This window comes from Solidesulfovibrio carbinolicus (genome assembly GCF_004135975.1).
In the GTDB taxonomy this organism is placed as follows: Bacteria; Desulfobacterota; Desulfovibrionia; order Desulfovibrionales; family Desulfovibrionaceae; genus Solidesulfovibrio; species Solidesulfovibrio carbinolicus.
This window is the reverse complement of sequence record NZ_CP026538.1, coordinates 2661930-2677725: the sequence shown is the minus strand read 5'-3', so window position 1 is coordinate 2677725 and position 15796 is coordinate 2661930. Positions and strand designations below refer to the sequence as shown.

At 65.7% G+C, this 15796-nt stretch carries 15 protein-coding genes; 9 read left to right on the top strand and 6 right to left on the bottom strand.

What is annotated here, in order from left to right:
* Positions 1-68: 68 nt before the first annotated feature.
* A complete protein-coding gene (locus C3Y92_RS12050; RefSeq protein WP_129352844.1) occupies positions 69-1772 on the bottom strand; it encodes a glycoside hydrolase family 3 protein in 1704 nt (567 codons plus the stop codon).
* A gap of 50 nt (positions 1773-1822) precedes the next feature.
* A complete protein-coding gene (locus tag C3Y92_RS12045) occupies positions 1823-3025 on the bottom strand; it encodes a GGDEF domain-containing protein (RefSeq protein ID WP_129352842.1) in 1203 nt (400 codons plus the stop codon).
* 132 nt (positions 3026-3157) lie between these two features.
* Between C3Y92_RS12045 and C3Y92_RS12040 the strand changes: the two genes are divergently transcribed.
* The 8 genes from C3Y92_RS12040 (at position 3158) to C3Y92_RS12005 (ending at position 9941) form a co-directional block, all read left to right on the top strand.
* Positions 3158-4708, top strand: coding sequence for a glycosyltransferase family 9 protein (locus C3Y92_RS12040; protein WP_129352840.1), 1551 nt, complete (start codon positions 3158-3160; stop codon positions 4706-4708).
* An 83-nt stretch (positions 4709-4791) separates the two neighbouring features.
* Entirely contained in the window at positions 4792-5397 is a 606-nt protein-coding gene (locus C3Y92_RS12035; protein ID WP_129352838.1) for a hypothetical protein, read from the top strand.
* Between the two features lie 4 nt (positions 5398-5401).
* Positions 5402-5752: a hypothetical protein gene (locus tag C3Y92_RS12030; protein ID WP_015861227.1), complete on the top strand. Its 351-nt coding sequence runs from the start codon at positions 5402-5404 to the stop codon at positions 5750-5752.
* Between the two features lie 394 nt (positions 5753-6146).
* Entirely contained in the window at positions 6147-6536 is a 390-nt protein-coding gene (locus C3Y92_RS12025) for a YbjQ family protein (protein ID WP_006919486.1), read from the top strand.
* A gap of 35 nt (positions 6537-6571) precedes the next feature.
* Positions 6572-7138, top strand: coding sequence for an outer membrane beta-barrel protein (locus C3Y92_RS12020; protein ID WP_015861225.1), 567 nt, complete (start codon positions 6572-6574; stop codon positions 7136-7138).
* A gap of 340 nt (positions 7139-7478) precedes the next feature.
* Positions 7479-8855: a sigma-54 interaction domain-containing protein gene (locus tag C3Y92_RS12015; protein WP_129352836.1), complete on the top strand. Its 1377-nt coding sequence runs from the start codon at positions 7479-7481 to the stop codon at positions 8853-8855.
* Positions 8839-9666, top strand: coding sequence for a glutaminyl-peptide cyclotransferase (locus C3Y92_RS12010; protein ID WP_129352834.1), 828 nt, complete (start codon positions 8839-8841; stop codon positions 9664-9666). The genes C3Y92_RS12015 and C3Y92_RS12010 overlap by 17 nt, the downstream gene beginning before the upstream one ends.
* A 35-nt stretch (positions 9667-9701) precedes the next feature.
* Positions 9702-9941 carry a hypothetical protein gene (locus tag C3Y92_RS12005; RefSeq protein ID WP_043601713.1) on the top strand — a complete coding sequence of 80 codons (240 nt, stop codon included), beginning with the start codon at positions 9702-9704 and terminating at the stop codon, positions 9939-9941.
* A 3-nt stretch (positions 9942-9944) separates the two neighbouring features.
* Here C3Y92_RS12005 and lgt read toward each other — a convergent pair whose 3' ends face one another.
* The 3 genes from lgt to panB all read right to left on the bottom strand — a co-directional run bounded on the left by lgt (position 9945) and on the right by panB (position 13178).
* Positions 9945-10736: a prolipoprotein diacylglyceryl transferase gene (lgt, locus tag C3Y92_RS12000; protein WP_129352832.1), complete on the bottom strand. Its 792-nt coding sequence runs from the start codon at positions 10734-10736 to the stop codon at positions 9945-9947.
* A 173-nt stretch (positions 10737-10909) separates the two neighbouring features.
* Positions 10910-12253 (bottom strand): response regulator, encoded by a 1344-nt coding sequence (locus tag C3Y92_RS11995; protein WP_129352830.1) that lies wholly within the window; start codon positions 12251-12253, stop codon positions 10910-10912.
* A 58-nt stretch (positions 12254-12311) separates the two neighbouring features.
* Positions 12312-13178 carry a 3-methyl-2-oxobutanoate hydroxymethyltransferase gene (panB, locus tag C3Y92_RS11990; protein ID WP_129352828.1) on the bottom strand — a complete coding sequence of 289 codons (867 nt, stop codon included), beginning with the start codon at positions 13176-13178 and terminating at the stop codon, positions 12312-12314.
* 55 nt (positions 13179-13233) lie between these two features.
* Here panB and C3Y92_RS11985 point away from each other — a divergent pair, with 55 nt between their 5' ends.
* Positions 13234-13824: a TrmH family RNA methyltransferase gene (locus C3Y92_RS11985; RefSeq protein WP_129355872.1), complete on the top strand. Its 591-nt coding sequence runs from the start codon at positions 13234-13236 to the stop codon at positions 13822-13824.
* Positions 13825-13931: 107 nt separating this feature from the next.
* Here C3Y92_RS11985 and C3Y92_RS11980 read toward each other — a convergent pair whose 3' ends face one another.
* Positions 13932-15794, bottom strand: coding sequence for a response regulator (locus C3Y92_RS11980; RefSeq protein ID WP_129352826.1), 1863 nt, complete (start codon positions 15792-15794; stop codon positions 13932-13934).
* Positions 15795-15796: the final 2 nt, after the last annotated feature.

Below are 15796 nucleotides of genomic sequence, written 5' to 3'. Positions count from 1 at the left end.
TACAATACCATTCGAGGCGAAAGGTCAATGCTGTTTAAGGTGTTAAGATGGCTTATTCAGTTGCTTTATTAGTATTTGAAGGTCGTAGCCGGCAAAACGGCAGGCAGGCGGCCCGAGAAGCGGAAGGGGGCAAAAAGGCCCTGATACAGCGCCTCCAGGCTGGCCGGAGCTTCGCCGTAGGTGGCCAGCCGCGCTCCGGACTGTGGGGCCAGGGCCAGGTCGTAGGGCGACTGGGCCGCTACCAGCACGAATTCGGGGCCGGCCTTGGCGGCCAGCTCCCGGGCCAGCCGTTCCTGGCCCGGCCGACGGCGCAGGTCCGTGGCCAAAAAGACGACGCTGCCGGCTCCAGCCGCTTTGTCAAGGGCCTGGGCGATGGCCGTGTCGTCGGGATCGGCCGGTAAAAAGAGCGTGCGCGGGCCGGGCCAGGCGGCGATGGTCGCTTCGGCCTCGGCGTCCACGGCCTCGCGGCCAAGGCGCGGCCGGATGACCAGAGCAGTCTCGGCGGGCAGGGGCAAGGCAGGGCTGGTCGGCCCCAGAGCCGTGAGGCTGCGTCTGGCGATGCGCCGGGCCAGGGCGGCGTCTTCGGGGCGGCCGGCCATGCTGGCCGGGTCGGGAGCGGGATTGGTCAGGGCGGCGGCGTCCAAAAGGCCGTAGCGTTCCTTGAGGCGAAGGACGCGCCTCACGGCGGCGTTGAGCCGGGCCATGGGCACGCGGCCCGAACGCACGGCCTCGGCGACGGCGTCCATGGCGGCCAGACGTTCGGCCGGCGAGCGGCCGGCGTCGGCGCCGATGAGGAGCACGTCGGCCCCGGCGGCCAAGGCCCGCACCGAGGCTTCGGGGATGCCGTAGGTGTCGGCCACGGCACCCATGCCCAGGGAATCCGTGAAGATGACGCCGTCAAAACCCATGCGGCCGCGTAGCGTTCCTTCCAGAACCCGGCGCGACAGGGTGGCCGGCAGGTCGGGTTCGCCGTCCAGTGCCGGGACGACCATGTGGGCGGTCATGACCGCCGGCGCGCCAGCGGCGAAGGCGGCCCGGAAAGGCGGAAAATCAAGCTTGTCCAGGGCGGCGGCGTCATGGTCCGAGCGCGGCAGGCCGACGTGGGAATCGATGGTCGTGTCGCCGTGGCCGGGGAAATGCTTGGGTGTGCAGATCATGCCGGCGGCGACGTAGCCGGCCGTGGCCGCTCCCGTGAAACGGGCCACGTCGGCCGGCGCGGAGCCAAAGGACCGGATGCCGATGACCGGGTTGGCCGGATTGACGTTGACGTCGGCCACGGGCGCGAAATTGACGTTGATGCCCACGGCCCGCAATTCCCGGGCCGTGGCCGAGGCGGCCAGCCGGGCCAGATCGGCCCGGCCCGTCGCGGCCTGGGCCATCTGGCTGGGAAAAAGGGTAAACCCTTTTCGCAGCCGGGCCACGGGCGCGCCTTCCTGGTCCACGCCGATCAACAGGCCCAGGCCATGCCTGGTGGCGGCGGACACCGCCTGGAGGCCGGCGTTGAGGGCGGCCAGCTGGCCAGGAGATTCGATGTTGCCCGGGACGCTGTAGAGGATGACGCCGCCGAGATGGCGCTGCCGGATAAGGCCGGCGATGTCGTCGGAGACGGTCGGCCCGGCGAACCAGACCATGAACACCTGGCCGACTTTTTCCTCCAGGGTCATCTCCGCGGCCAGTCGGGCGGCCCGGGACGCGGCCGAGGCCTCGACCGGGGTTGCGGCGCAAGCAAGGAGAATGGACAGCAGCCAGACGAAAATGCGGCAAAGACCCATAGGAAGGCTCCTGGGGTGGAGTTTTGCTCCGGGGTGGCCCGGGGGAATTGTCATTCGATGGCCGGCGCGCGTTTTTCCCGATACATGGCGGCGTCGGCGGCCCGCACGAGGTCGTCGATGTCCTGGCCCGGGACATGCAAGGCCACGCCGATGGACACGGACAGGCCCGGCAGGCCGCGCTCGGCGGCCACCTCGGCCACGCAGTCCCGGATGCGTTCGGCCATGACGGCGGCCTCGTCGGCTCCGGCGTCGGGCATGACCACCACGAATTCGTCGCCGCCAAGCCGGGCCAGCAGGTCATAGACCCGGACCCGGGCGGCCATGGCCCGGGCCACGTCGCCAAGGACCAAGTCGCCGGCCTCGTGGCCGAAGGTGTCGTTGACGGCCTTGAACCGGTCGAGGTCGCAAAAGAGCAGGGCCACCGGCGCTTCCCGGCGTGCGGACAGGCTGAGTAGCGCCGGCCCGTGGCGACGCAGGAAGGCCCGGTTGGGGATGCCGGTCAGTTCGTCGGACTCGCGCTGCCGGGCCAATTCCTCATGGATCTTGACGTGGAGCAGATCGCCGGCCAAAACCTCGCAGAAATGCTCCAGGAAATCCGTCCCTTTCGACGGCGTGTAGCGCGAGGGATCGACGTCGGCCATGGCCAGGACGCCGATGCGGCGCTTGGGCTGATACTTGTCGGCCAAGGGCGCGATGAAGCACGAGCCGTCCCGGAGTTTGGGCTGATCGGCCAGAATGGCCGGATCGAAAAAGAAATCCGGCCGGGGCAGGGCGGCCAGGGGGCCGACGTAGACCCGGCGGGGATCGGTTCCCCGGGGCAGGGCGTTTACGGCCGCGCCCAGGGCCTTGGCCGTCGGGCAGGGGAATCCCGGAGGCACGTAGGCGGCGAATTGTTCCCGGGAAAGCAGGCAGGTCAGGGCCGCGACCCCCATGGTACGGGACAATTCCGCCAGCATGTCGGGCAGATCGGCCATGCGTCGCAGCCGCCGCGACAGGAGCATGGCCGAGCGGAAAGTGGCGAAGGCCTGGTCGTTGGCCCGAAAGATTTCCTGCATCCGCACGACCCGGGCGCCCTGTCGGCGGACCTGGCCGCGCAGTTCTCCGATCTCGGCGGTCTGGCTTTCCCGGCAAGCGGCGGCCTCGGCCAGGGTCTCGATGAGACGGCGAAATTCGTCGCGCCGGCCTTCGGGAAGGAAACGCTCCAGTTCCAGGGCCTTGGCGGCGACGGCGGTATCGTCGATGGGGGTGCTCATGGGTGTGTTGGGGCCGGCCGGCCAGGCCATGCTGCCTGGCTTTGCTGGTAGCACCTTCAAGCCGGGGCAACAAGTCGGCCGCGTCCGTCGCGGCAATTTGTCCGAAACGCCAAGGTCCGTCATGGAGCCGGCATGAACATCGTGTTGCAAAACCTCACCCGCTTTGGCGATTTGCTCCAATCCCAGCCGGCCGTCAGCGAACTTGCCGCCGCCGGCAATGTCGTCTCCCTGGCCTGTCTGGAAAATTTTGCCGGCGCGGCCGGGTTGCTGGCTGACGTCTCGGAAGTTTTTCCCCTGCCCGGGGCGAAATTTCTCGCCAGCCTTGATCTCGATTGGAAGCTGGCCCTGGCGACGGTGGCCGACTTCGCGGATACGGTGGCGACCCGAGCCCGGCCGGACTGCGTGGTCAACCTGACGGCGGCCCTGCCGGCCAGGCTCATGGCCCGGCGACTGTGCGGCGAGGCCGTGCGCGGTTTTACCCTGGACCCTTTCGGCTATCGCCACGAATCCAACCTGTGGGCCGCGTTTCTGGAGGCGTCATCGACCCGGCGCGAGCTGTGTCCATTTAATATCGTGGACGTTTTCCGCAAGGCCGCAGGCGTGGGCCAGGGGCCGGGACGTTTTGCCCTGCGCCGGCCGGACGCGGCGGCGGCCGAGGAAGCGGCGGCGCTTTTCGCCGGGGCCGGGCCTGGCGACGAGGTGTTGGTCGTGGGGTTCCAGCTCGGGGCCAGCGCGTCGGCCCGGCAGTGGCCGGTGGAGCGTTTTGCCCGGCTGGCGGCACGGCTCCACGAAAAGCGCGGCATTTTGGCCGTGGTCGTGGGCGCGGCCTCGGAAAAACCCCTGGCGGCCCGTTTTCGCGAGATATTCGATGGCCCCTGCCTGGACTTGTCCGGGGCAACCTCGCTGCCGACGCTGGCGGCGGTGGTGGCCCGGCTGGGGCTGCTTGTCACCAACGACACCGGCACGCTCCACCTGGCCGCCGGCCTGGGCGTGCCCAGCGTGACCCTGTTTTTGGCCACGGCCCAGCCCTTCGATACCGGCCCCTATTTGGAGGGCTGTCTGTGTCTGGAGCCGGACATGCCGTGCCATCCCTGCTCGTTTCGTCAGGCTTGCCCCCGCGGCCACGCCTGCCTGGACGCCATTGATCCCGAGGCCGTGGCCGAGGCCGTCCTCGCCTGGGTCCGGGACGGGCGTTTCCCGGCCGGGGTCTATCCCGGCGCCCGGGCCTGGCTGTCCGCGCGGGATGCCGAGGGGTTCATGGACCTCGTTTCGCTCTCCGGCCACGAAACCACTCCCCGGGCCGTGTGGCTGCGTTGTCAGCGGCATGTCCTTCGTCAATTCCTTGACGATGTTCCCCCTGTTCCGCCGGCCAGGCCGCTGCTGCCGCTGCCCGAGGTCGAGCGCCAGGAATTGTCGCGGCTGTTGGCGCAATCCATCGATCTGCTGCGCCTGGTCGAGGGCCAAGCCGGGCTGGCCATGCGCAATCCGGCCATGAAGAAGCGCTTTCTTGCCAGCTACAACCGCCTGGCCGGCCTGTGGTCGGCTTCGCCTTACCTGGCGACCCTGGCCCAGCTGTGGCAACGCCAGGCCCAGGAGGAAGCCGTGGACATCGACGGGCTTGTGGCGCGCATTCGCCGCTACGGAGCCTGCGCGGCGGCTTTTGCGGCCATCCTTCGGGGCTGACTCCTTTTGGCACGGTTGTTGTAAGAAATGGGGCGGGAAGGAAATCCTTACCCTTCGACAACAACTCCAGAGGGAGGCGCGACATGATCAGTGTGGATGGCCGGTCAACCGGCATGGAGATCAAGCAGTTTCACAATCTTGAGGAAATCCTTCTGCGCATCATGGAGACCGACGAGCTTGAAGGCCGGGTCGTCACGGACGTGTTCGTCAACAATGAAAGTTTTTCCGAGATTTACCCGCACCAGGCTGAGGACATCGAGATCGACGAGATCGAATCCGTCGAAGTCCGCAGCATGCCCGTGGCCGACATGGCCCTGGAAATCACCCGGGAGATGAGCAAAGTCGTCCAACTCATGGACCACGGCGCGCGCCGAGTGGCCGAGCTGTTCCGTCAGGCCGACGACGCCGAAGCCCTGGAAGTCTACCAGGACCTCATGGATGTCACCCGCGACTTCCTCAACATGATCGGCGTGCTGCGCGGCGAGGCCCTGAGAACGGCTGATCCCGCCTTCAACGCCGTCGCCGACGAGGTGTCCAACCTGTTTTCCGAAATGCTCGAAGTACTGGAAAACGAAGACTGGATTTTGCTCGCCGACCTGCTGGAATACGAATTCATTCCGGCCATGGCCCGGTTCAAGGGCGTCATCGGCGAACTGCTGACCGGTTTCGAGCGCACCGTGAAGGAATAACGCCATGTCCGACAAGCTTGAATTCCTTGAAGCGGCCCTGGCCACCGGTGAACGCGAACTGCACCATCTTCTGGCCGGCGAAATTGAAGAAGCCGAGCTTTTGGCCAAGGATCGCGGCCGGCTGCTGGAGATGGCCTGGCGCTGCGCCGATCCGGAGAGCATTGGCCTGCTTCGGGACAAGCTGCTCAAGCTTCGCAACCTGCAAGGCCAGCTCACCGTGGAAGCCCGTCGACTCCACGCCGAACTCCAAACCGACCTGCAGCGGGCCAAGCAGGAGAACCAGCGGCTTTCGGGCTACCGCACCACCGTGCGGCCCAATCCCGCCGTGCGACGCTATCTGGACAAAGCCGGCTGAGGCGCCCCTCTGGCATCATGAGCCGGGCCGTCGCGGTCCGGCTTTTTTTTTGCGCGAAGGGCTTGGCCGGCGGACTTGGCCTTTGCACAGGATGCCGAGAGGGGGAGGCGTGTCGAGCAGCCGGGCCTGATGCCGGCCCACCCCAGCCGTGGGGTTGTAAAGCCAGCCGCATTGCCGGTCCCTCGGCAACAGTTCCAGGGCGCGCGCCCCACGATTCAAAAGAACAATTCTGGCGAACAGGCCGCCAAAGGTTTGACGAGCGCGCAAAGTTGTGTTTTATTTCTTTGAAATAATTGAATAAATATCTTGGCAGGCTCTTTGCTAAGAAAAAGCCGGAACAGACAGGAAGGCGGCCGCGAAATGCCCGCCGCAACGTGACGACAAGGAGGACGGCATGCTTTCCCTCTTCACCGGCTCAGACAAGAAAATCCGTGAACGCCATGAAGAACTCAAGAAGGGCGCGCGGCTCAAAAACGCCAAGGAACTCTTTTTCAGCGGCAAGTTTCCGGTGGTAACCACCCCCGGACTTGAAGGCCGCAAGATCCGGCGGGTTCTTGGCCTGGTCAGCGGCCGGGGCTTCGACTCCGAGTGCGCTTTCTATGGCCTCACGGCCAGCGCCCTGGACATCGGGGCCGACGCCATCATCGGCTACCAGGAAAACGTGGCTTTCCATCCCGACGGCTCACGCTATTTTTCCTGCTACGGCACGGCCGTGATCCTCGAAAAGCTGCCCTCGGTCAAAACCGAGGCCAAACCCCAAACCGTCAAGTCGTTCATGCACTGAAATCCGGCAGTCCGCCGGGACGCAAGGAGCCAACCATGAACCGCGCCATCGCCACCCTGCTCGCGGCTTTTGCCGCGCTGGCCCCGCCTGCCCTGGCCGCAGCCCAGGAGTACACCCAGGGGACGAGCTACGTCGAACCCCGGGGCGGCGTCTACGCAACCACCAACCCCAACGTCAACGTGGTCGGCACCTACGGCGGCGCGGCCGGCCATTACGTCGCCGACGGCGTGGCCATTGAGGCCGAGGGCCTGGGCTACGCCGTGGATCAGACCACCAAGACGCCGACGCCGCTCGGCATGGCTTCCAGACAGGAAACCACCAACGCCGCCGGCGTCGCGGCCATGGCCCGCTGGAACTTCGTGCGCACGCCCAAGGGGACGCTTTTCGTCGGCGCGGGCGGCGGCGGCGTTTTCTCCGACAAGGAGCTGCCCTACAACGGGTCCAAGCAGGCCGGAACCGGCCAGGCCGACCTCGGCGCGTCCGTGGCCCTGGGCAAGAACGTCAGCCTCAAGGCTGCCGGACGTTACCAGCACTTGGGCGCGTTTTCCGACAACGGCGTCAACAGCGTCGGCGGCAACATCGGCCTCAAGATCAGCTTTTAGGCCGATCTTCCTTGTCGCCTGGAGCAGAAGAAGGCTTGCCGGGGCGCGGACCGCACCCCGTGTCGATGCCTCAGCCCCGGATGCCGAGCCTGGGAAAGACGAAGCGGACCACCACGAACCAGCCGACGAGCACGGCGCAAAAGATCAGGATATCGTTCATGGCCCGTAGATAACACAGGCCACGCGGCGGCGGAAGGGCCGCCGCGCCTTTTTTGGCCTCCCCACGTTTCTTGCAAGGACGTGCCTATTCTGCTAACAGTTCGGGATAACGAGCAAACAACGGCCGATACAGCCGGAATCCCAACACCTTTCCCAGCGTCAGGACCCAAGCGGAGCCGCCGTGGAATTTGAGCAGCACCTGGCAGCCATCGTGAACACCATGAGTGAGGGGTTGCTCCTTGTCGGGGCCGACGGCGGCATCGTCATGATCAACGAAGCCCTGTCCCGGATGACCGGCTATGCCCGGGACGAGCTCCTGGGCCATGCCTGCAGCGTGCTCGACTGCGACGGCTGCCAGCGCGAGCGCGGCCAGGGCGGCGCGGCCTGGTGCCGCCTTTTTGCCGAAAAAACCACCCGGGCCAAACATTGCACCATCCGGCGCAAGGACGGCTCGTATCTGCCGGTGCTCAAAAACCAGACGCTGCTGCGCGACGCCGCGGGCAAACCGCTTTTTGCCGTGGAGACCCTCACCGACCTTTCCGAGGTCGTGGTTCTGGACCGCAAGGTGGAGGAACTCACCCGCCTGCTTTCGGCCGAGGAGGGCTTTCACGGCCTGATCGGTCAGTCCGAGGCCATGCGCCGGGTGTTTGATCTCCTGGAGCGGGCCGCCGGCAGCGACGCGCCGGTGCTTTTGACCGGCGAATCCGGCACCGGCAAGGAACTGGCCGCCCGGGCCATCCACGAGATCGGCCGGCGGCGGCGGGGGCCTTTCGTGCAGTTCAATTGCGGCGCGCTGGCCGAATCGCTTTTGGAAAGCGAACTCTTCGGCCATGCCAAGGGGGCGTTCACCGGCGCGACGCGCCACCGCCAAGGCCGGTTCGAGGCCGCCGCCGGCGGCGACATCTTCTTGGACGAAATTGGCGACGCCCCGGCTTCCATCCAGGTCAAGCTGTTGCGCGTGCTTGAATCCAAGACCTTCGAGCGGGTGGGCGAGAGCCGGCCGGTGCGGGCCGACGTGCGCGTCATCTCGGCCACTAATCGCGATTTGGCCCGGCTCGTGGCCGAGGGGCGCTTTCGAGAAGATCTGTTTTTCCGGGTCAACGTCATCCCCATCACCTTGCCGCCCCTGCGCGACAGGTTGGACGATCTGGCCCCCCTGGCCGAACATTTCCTGTGCCGTCTGGCCCATCAGGCCGGCCGGCCGGTTCCCTCCATCGCCCCCGAAGCCATGCGCCTCTTGGCCGCCCATCCCTGGCCGGGCAATGTGCGCGAACTCAAAAGCGCCCTGGAATACGCCTTTGTCGTCACCGACGCCGGGCCGGTGGAGCCAAGGCACCTGCCGCCGTCACTCATTGCTGCGGCCGCTCCTGCCGCCCTGCGCGAGGTCTGCCGGGCGGCTGCGCCTGTCGAGACCGGCCGCGACGCGCTGGTGGACGCCCTGCGCCGGGCCGGCGGCAACCGTTCCGAGGCCGCACGACTGCTTGGCGTCAGCCGGGGCACCATCCTCAACCGCATGCGCCGCTACGGCGTGGATTCCAAACATGTCCTGGATTATTAAACGGCTGGCTCCTGGCGGGGCGGCCATATGGGCCTTCCTCATATTCTTGCCGGTCTTGTCCGACGCTGCCCCGGTGCTGCCTGTTGTGGTCAAGGCCCGGCTGCCCCATGATCCGAGCGCCTTCACCCAGGGCCTTGTCTACCGTGACGGCGTGTTTTACGAGAGCACCGGACTCTACGGCCGTTCCAGCCTGCGCCGGGTCGATCCGGCCACGGGACAGGTCCTTGCCCGGCGCGAACTGCCTCGCGAGCTTTTCGGCGAGGGCTTGGCTCTGAGCGGCGGTTCCCTGTACCAACTCACCTGGCGGGAAGGGCGAGTGCTTCTGGCCGATCCCTCCGATCTCTCGCCTCGGGGCGAGCTGGCCCTGCCCACCGAAGGCTGGGGGGCCTGCGCCCTGGACGGCCGGCTCGTGGTCAGCGACGGCTCGGACCAGCTGTTTTTTTACGATCCCAAGACCATGGCCGCCCTGGGATCGGTCGCCGTCACCGACGATGGCCGGCCCGTTTCCCGGCTCAACGAACTGGAAACCGTGGCCGGCCGCATCTGGGCCAACGTCTGGGGCGACAACCGTATCGCCGTCATCGATCCGGCCACGGGGCGGGTCGCGGCCTGGTTGGACTGCTCGGGGCTGCGTCCGGGAACGGTGGCCGTGGATTTCGTGAACGTGCTTAACGGCATTGCCCACGATCCGGCCACGGGCCGGGTCTGGGTCACGGGTAAGCGTTGGCCCGAACTGTATGAAATCGCCGTGCCGGGACTGCCCACGGGCGGGGCTCCCCTGTCGGGGCTTGGCGGCGGAGCAAAACCATGACCATGGCGGAAAAGGCGTATGCCAAGGCAGGCAGGATGAAGCAGAAGTGCAGGATGTGCCGGTACTGGAAGGGACCCATTCCCCCCGAACACCGCTATTGTCCGCCCGAGGAGATGCAGGGCGGAGAGTGGGGCTATTGCAAGCGCCATGCGCCGTCTCCGGCCACGGTGCCGGTGGAGCAGGCCCGGGGCAAGAGCTATGTGGCCATGTGGCCGGAGACCCAGGCCGAGGATCTGTGCGGGGACTTTCTGCTCATCCCGCTGCACAAGGAGTAGGCTTCAAGCCGCCCGGGCGGGAGCCGGACGGGCGAGGAGCCACAACCCGAAAACAATGACCGGAAGGCTCAACAGCTGCCCCATGGTCAGCCAGCCGAAGGCCAGGTAGCCAAGCTGGGGATCGGGTAGGCGCACGAACTCCACGGCGAAGCGGAACAGGCCGTAACACACGCAAAACACGCCGCTGACCGCGCCGGATTGGCGCTTTTTGCCGGAGTAGAACCAGACGATGAGGAACAGGGCCGCGCCTTCCAGCAGCGCTTCGTAGAGCTGGGAGGGATGGCGCGGCACGCCCCCGGCCCGAGGATCGGGGAATACCACACCCCAGGGCAGGTCAGTGGCCTTGCCCCACAGTTCGCCGTTGATGAAATTGCCGATGCGGCCGGCAAAAATGCCGAAAGGGGCCAGGGGTGCGGTGAAGTCGGCCACGCCCCAAAAACCCTTGCCGGTTTTCCGGCCGAAAAACCACACCACCGCCAGCACGCCGAGAAAGCCGCCGTGAAAGGACATTCCCCCTTGCCAGACCTGGACCAGGCTCAGGGGATTGGCTAGGAAAGCCGGCAGATCGTAGAACAGCATGTAGCCCAGCCGACCGCCCACGACCACGCCAAGAACCATGTAGGTGACGAGATCGTCCACTTGAAGCGGCGTCCAGCCCGATCCCGGGCGCGAGGCCCGATAACGCCCGAGCAGCCAGGCCGCGGCGAAGCCGATCAAGTACATGAGGCCGTACCAGCGGACGGATAGGGGGCCGAGGTTGACGGCCACGGGATCGAACTGGGGATGCACGAACATGGGGATGGCTCCGGTTATGCTGGCCGCCGGCCGGGCTTGGGACTGGGCGCGGAGGGGATGTTAGGCTGTTTCGGGGGCGCGATGTTGACGCTTATGGCGTCAAGCGGCGTGGACGTGGCTTTCGGGCGGCAATCTCGCGCAAGGGGCCGCCGGGGGAGACGAAACGGCCGTCTTTAGCGCCCGGCTCCCATTTCCAACAGCAGGGCCTTGGCTTTTTCGTAGCCCGGATTGATTTCCAGGGCTTTTTTCAGATAATCAACGGCCGGGTCTTTCTTGCCGTAGCGACGGTAGACGGTAGCGATGTTGTAGCACACGGCTTCGCCGTTTTTCCAGATTTCCGGATTGAGCGACAAGGCCCGGTCCAGGAACTGGTAGGCTTCGATGTACTGGCGGCCCTCGGTGTAAGCCATCGAGATGTTGTAATAAAGCCCCGGGTCATCGGGGGAAATCTTGAGGGCCTTGCGGTATTCCGTAATGGCTTCCTGCCACTTGCCCTGGCGTCGCAGCATCAGCCCCAGGCGGTTGAAGGTCTCGATGTCCGAACGGTCGAGCATGTTCTTGCGGGTATTAAGCGATTGGCGCAGGTACTGCTCGGACAGTTCGGGAGCGGATTCCATGCAGCGAGCGGCGATGGACTGGGTGACCCGGCTGACGGCGTCCAGGGCTTCCTTGGTGGCGATGCGCACGGCCATGTCAAAGGCCGCCTTGGCTTTTTCGGGTTCGCCGAGCTTGACGTAGCCCGCGCCGATATCGACCTTGCGCTCGACATTGAGCGGCGAGAGCTTGTCCAGACGTTCCAGGAACTTGAGTTCCTCGGTGGTGTTGCCTTCCTCGTGGTGGAGTTCGGCGATCTTCTTGAGGGGATCAAGAAACAGGCGCGCGCCCTTTTCGGCCTGGGTGTAGGCCCGAAGGGCCTCGTCCTTCTTGCCAAGCGCCCGCAACGCGTCGCCCATGAGGAGCAGGCCCGAAGGGCTGTTGGCCTTGGCTTCAAGCACCTGCTTGGCGATCTTGGCCGCTTCCAGGGCGTCGCCCATTTCCAGGCATTGCCGGCCCTGGTCCATGAGTTCGCCGATCTGGCCCCGGGGTTTGACCGTGAAAGCGATTTTTTCAATGAGCGTATCGGCTGAAATGGGCTTGGTGATGATGTTATCCGCGCCAAGTTCATGAAGCAGGACCAGCTTGTCCCGCTCGACCTCGGTGGTCAGGACCACGACGTAGAGGTCGCTGGAGTAATCGTTTTTCAGGTAGCGGATGACGTCGGACGTGTTGCGGCCGTTTAATTCACGTTCGATGAAGACGACGACTTTGTGGTTTTTAGCGCGCAGCTGTTTGATATATTTGGGAATTTGTTCGGTGACGGCAATGTTGTGGACGCACTCGTCTTTGATGGTGAGATGGCGAAGCAGGGTGCTGCGCAGATTTTTGTTGAAGACGGCATCGGTGCTGACAACGAGAAACACGCCATTTTGCAGGGCGATAAATTCACGTACGTCATCGTCATACTGCTTGTTTTTCATGCATTGCTCATAAAAAAGTGGACGCGTCGCGCCACAAAAAAGAAAAGCTGGATCAGGCTCAATGCCCGTCTTTAGCGCCCCCATCCGGCGTGAGAAGTGCCTCGAAAGCGGTCTGGGCTTCGGGCGCCATGGAAAAACTGTGTTCCTCCCCCGGAAAATCCGAATTTCTAACCGCCTCGGCGTAGCCCGTCAACGCCGCTACGGCCTGTTCGCCCAATTCGCCGAATTGCTTGACGAAACGCGGACGGATACGGTCGTAAAGTCCCAGCACGTCATGGAAGACCAGCACTTGTCCGTCGCAGTCCGGCCCGGCGCCGATGCCAATGGTGGGGATGGGCACGACCCGGGTCACGGCGGCGGCCACGGGCGCGGGGATGCACTCCAGCACAACGGCGAAGCAGCCGGCCTCGGCCAGGGCCATGGCGTCGGCGAGCAGTTCGGCTGCGGCCTGGGCCGTCTTGGACTGGACCTTGAATCCGCCAAGGGCGGCCACATGCTGGGGGGTCAGGCCCACATGCCCCAGCACCGGGATGCCAGCGGCGACCATGGCCCGCACCTGGGGCGCAATCGCGCGCCCGCCCTCGACCTTGACTGCGCCGGCCCGGCCTTCCTTGAGAAAGCGCCCGGCATTGGTCACGGCCATCTCCACAGACGCTTGGTACGACATAAAGGGCATGTCCGCCACCACCAGGGCGCTCCCGGCCCCTCGGGCCACGGCCCGGACGTGGTGGAGCATCTCTTCCATGGTGACCGAGAGCGTGTCGTCGTGGCCAAGGACCACCATGGCCAGGGAATCGCCCACAAGAATCACGTCCACGCCGGCCGCTTCGGCCAGCCGGGCCGAGGTGAAATCATAGGCGGCCAGCATGACGATCTTGCGAACGCCCTTGGCGGCGGCGACATCGGGGGCGGTGGTGCGCGGCATGGTGAAACTCCTTGGTTCTTGCGCCGAAACCCGGATTGGCCTATGTGCCTCGGCCATGCGCGACTGCATCACCGAGCGCCGGGTTAGGCGCATTGAGGAAGTCCTGGCCAGGCGTCAGACCGATCTGGCCCTGGTCATCAACAACATTCACGATCCCCACAACGTGTCGGCGATCCTTCGAAGCTGCGACGCGTTTGGCATCCACCGGGTGCATCTGCTCTACACCGACACGGCCTTTCCGGCGTTGGGCAAAAAGTCCTCGGGGTCGGCCAAAAAGTGGGTGGAGACCGTGCGCCACAAGGACGCCGCCTCCCTGGCCGCAGTGCTCAAAGGCCAAGGCTTTCGGCTTGTGGCCACGAGCTTCACCGAGACGGCCGTGCCCTTGCAGAAGTGGGATCTCACCACGAAAACGGCCATCATTTTGGGCAACGAGCACAGCGGGGTGGACGAGGATCTGGCCCCCCACGTGGACGGAGCGCTCTATATCCCCATGATGGGCATGGTGCAAAGCCTAAACGTGTCCGTGGCTGCGGCGGTCATTCTCTACGAGGGCTTCCGGCAGCTCGAAGCCGCCGGCCGCTACGGCGCGCCCTGCATCGAATCCGAGGAAATGGCCCGCCTGGTCAAGCTGTGGTGCAGCAAATAAGCTGACGCCGCCGCCGTCCCCTGAGTCGGTCGAACGCCGGTCTCCGCCATCCAGACCGGTCGGCCGCCATGGCCTTCCCATGTCGTCTGGCGGACTGTCCGGACGTTTTAGTCCGCCGAAAGCTTGGCGCGCATGGCGGCCAGCACCGTCTCCAGGTTCCGGGCCAGGACGTCCAGGGCCTCGGCGGCACGAGGCTGGTCTCCGGCCCTGGCGGCCCGTTCCAGCTCATGGCTGGCGTCGCGCAGGGCCGGGGCGCACATGGTGGCGGCCGCGCCTTTCAGCGAATGGGCCAGGAAGGCCAGATGGGGCAAGTCTTTTTCGTCCAGGGCGCTTTGCATGGCGGCCAAATTGCCGGGCTGTTCGGCCACGAAGGCCCCGAAAAGCTTCATGAGAAAGCCGGTGTTGCCCCGGGCCTTGGCCAGAAGCTCGGTCCAGTCGAGGATCTGGCCGGCCGGTTGGGCCGGGGCGTCCTGGGGCTGTTCGGATGCCGGCGCGGCTCCGGTGACCCGGCCAAGGGCCGCTTCCAGGTCGGCGGGGCTGACGGGCTTGCTTAAGTACTCGTTCATGCCGGCCCGCAGAAACGTCTCCCGGTCGCCCTTGAGGGCATGGGCGGTCAGGGCCACGATGGGGATGGCCGGATCGAAGTCGCCGCTTGCATCGCTCCTGATGGCCCGGGTGGCCTCGATGCCGTCCATTTCGGGCATCTGGATGTCCATGAGCACGGCATCGAAGCGTTTTTTGCGCAGCGCCTCCAACGCCCGCCGGCCGGTGTGGGCCACCACCACCTCGTGGCCGTCCATTTCCAGCAGTTCCTGCACGTAAATCTGATTGATGGGATTGTCCTCGGCCAAAAGGACCGTCAGTGGCCGGGCCGTGGCCGGCGCGGCCGGTTCCCGGGCCGGGCGCAGGGATTCCAGGCTGACGGGCAGGCTGAAATCGGCCTCGATGGTGAAAACGCTCCCTTTGCCTTCCTCGCTGGCGACGTTGTAGGAACCCTGCATCATTTCCACGAGCTGGCGCACGATGGCCAGCCCCAGCCCCGCCCCCTGGTAGCGGCGGGCGGGCGACACGTCGGCCTGGGTGAAGCTGTCGAAAATCGCCTTGATCTTGTCGCCGGGGATGCCGATGCCGGTGTCGCGCACCTCGAAGCGCAGCCGGGCCTGATCATTGGCCTGGCCGCCCCCGATGCGGGCCACGGCCAGGATCACGCTGCCGGCGTCGGTGAATTTGACCGCGTTGCCAACGAGGTTGATGAGCACCTGGCGCAGCCGGCTGGGGTCGCCGACCAGGGTCTGGGGCACGGCCCCGATGCTGCGGTAGGTGAGCGACAAGCCTTTTTTGGCGGCCAGGGGGCGAAAGACGCTGATGACCTCTTCCACGGTCTCGCGCAGGGAAAAAGGCGTGCGGGCCAGTTCGAAGGCCCCGGTCTCAATGCGGGCGTAGTCCACGATATCGTTGAGGACGGTTAAAAGAGACTGGGCCGAATGGCGAGCCATCTCCAGATATTCCCGCTGCTTGGGCGAGAGTTCCGTGGCCATGGCCAACTCGGTCATGCCCAGGATGCCGATCATGGGCGTGCGAATCTCGTGGGTGATGTTGGCCAGGAAATGGCTTTTGGCCCGCTCTCCAGCCTTGGCCGCCTCGCGGGCTTCGTCGAGCTTGACCTTGGCGGTGCGCAGGGGGGTGAGGTCGCGCAGCAACACCCGGCGCAGGCAAAGGCCGTGTTCGGTCAAGTTTTCCCAGCGCACCAGGGCCGGGCGGCCTGTGGCGGGCAGACAGATTTCCCGGGCTGCCTGGTCATTGAGGGCAAGGCCCAGGGGCAGGCCGGTGAGCTGGGGGGCCGGCAGGCCGTAAAAAATCGAAGCCAGGGCCGTGGCGTGCAGGATGATGCCGTCGCGGTCCACCAGCAACAAGGCGTCGCCGGTGAGGGTTTCCAGAGCGTCGGTTTCGTGGATGAGGCTTTCAAGCATGG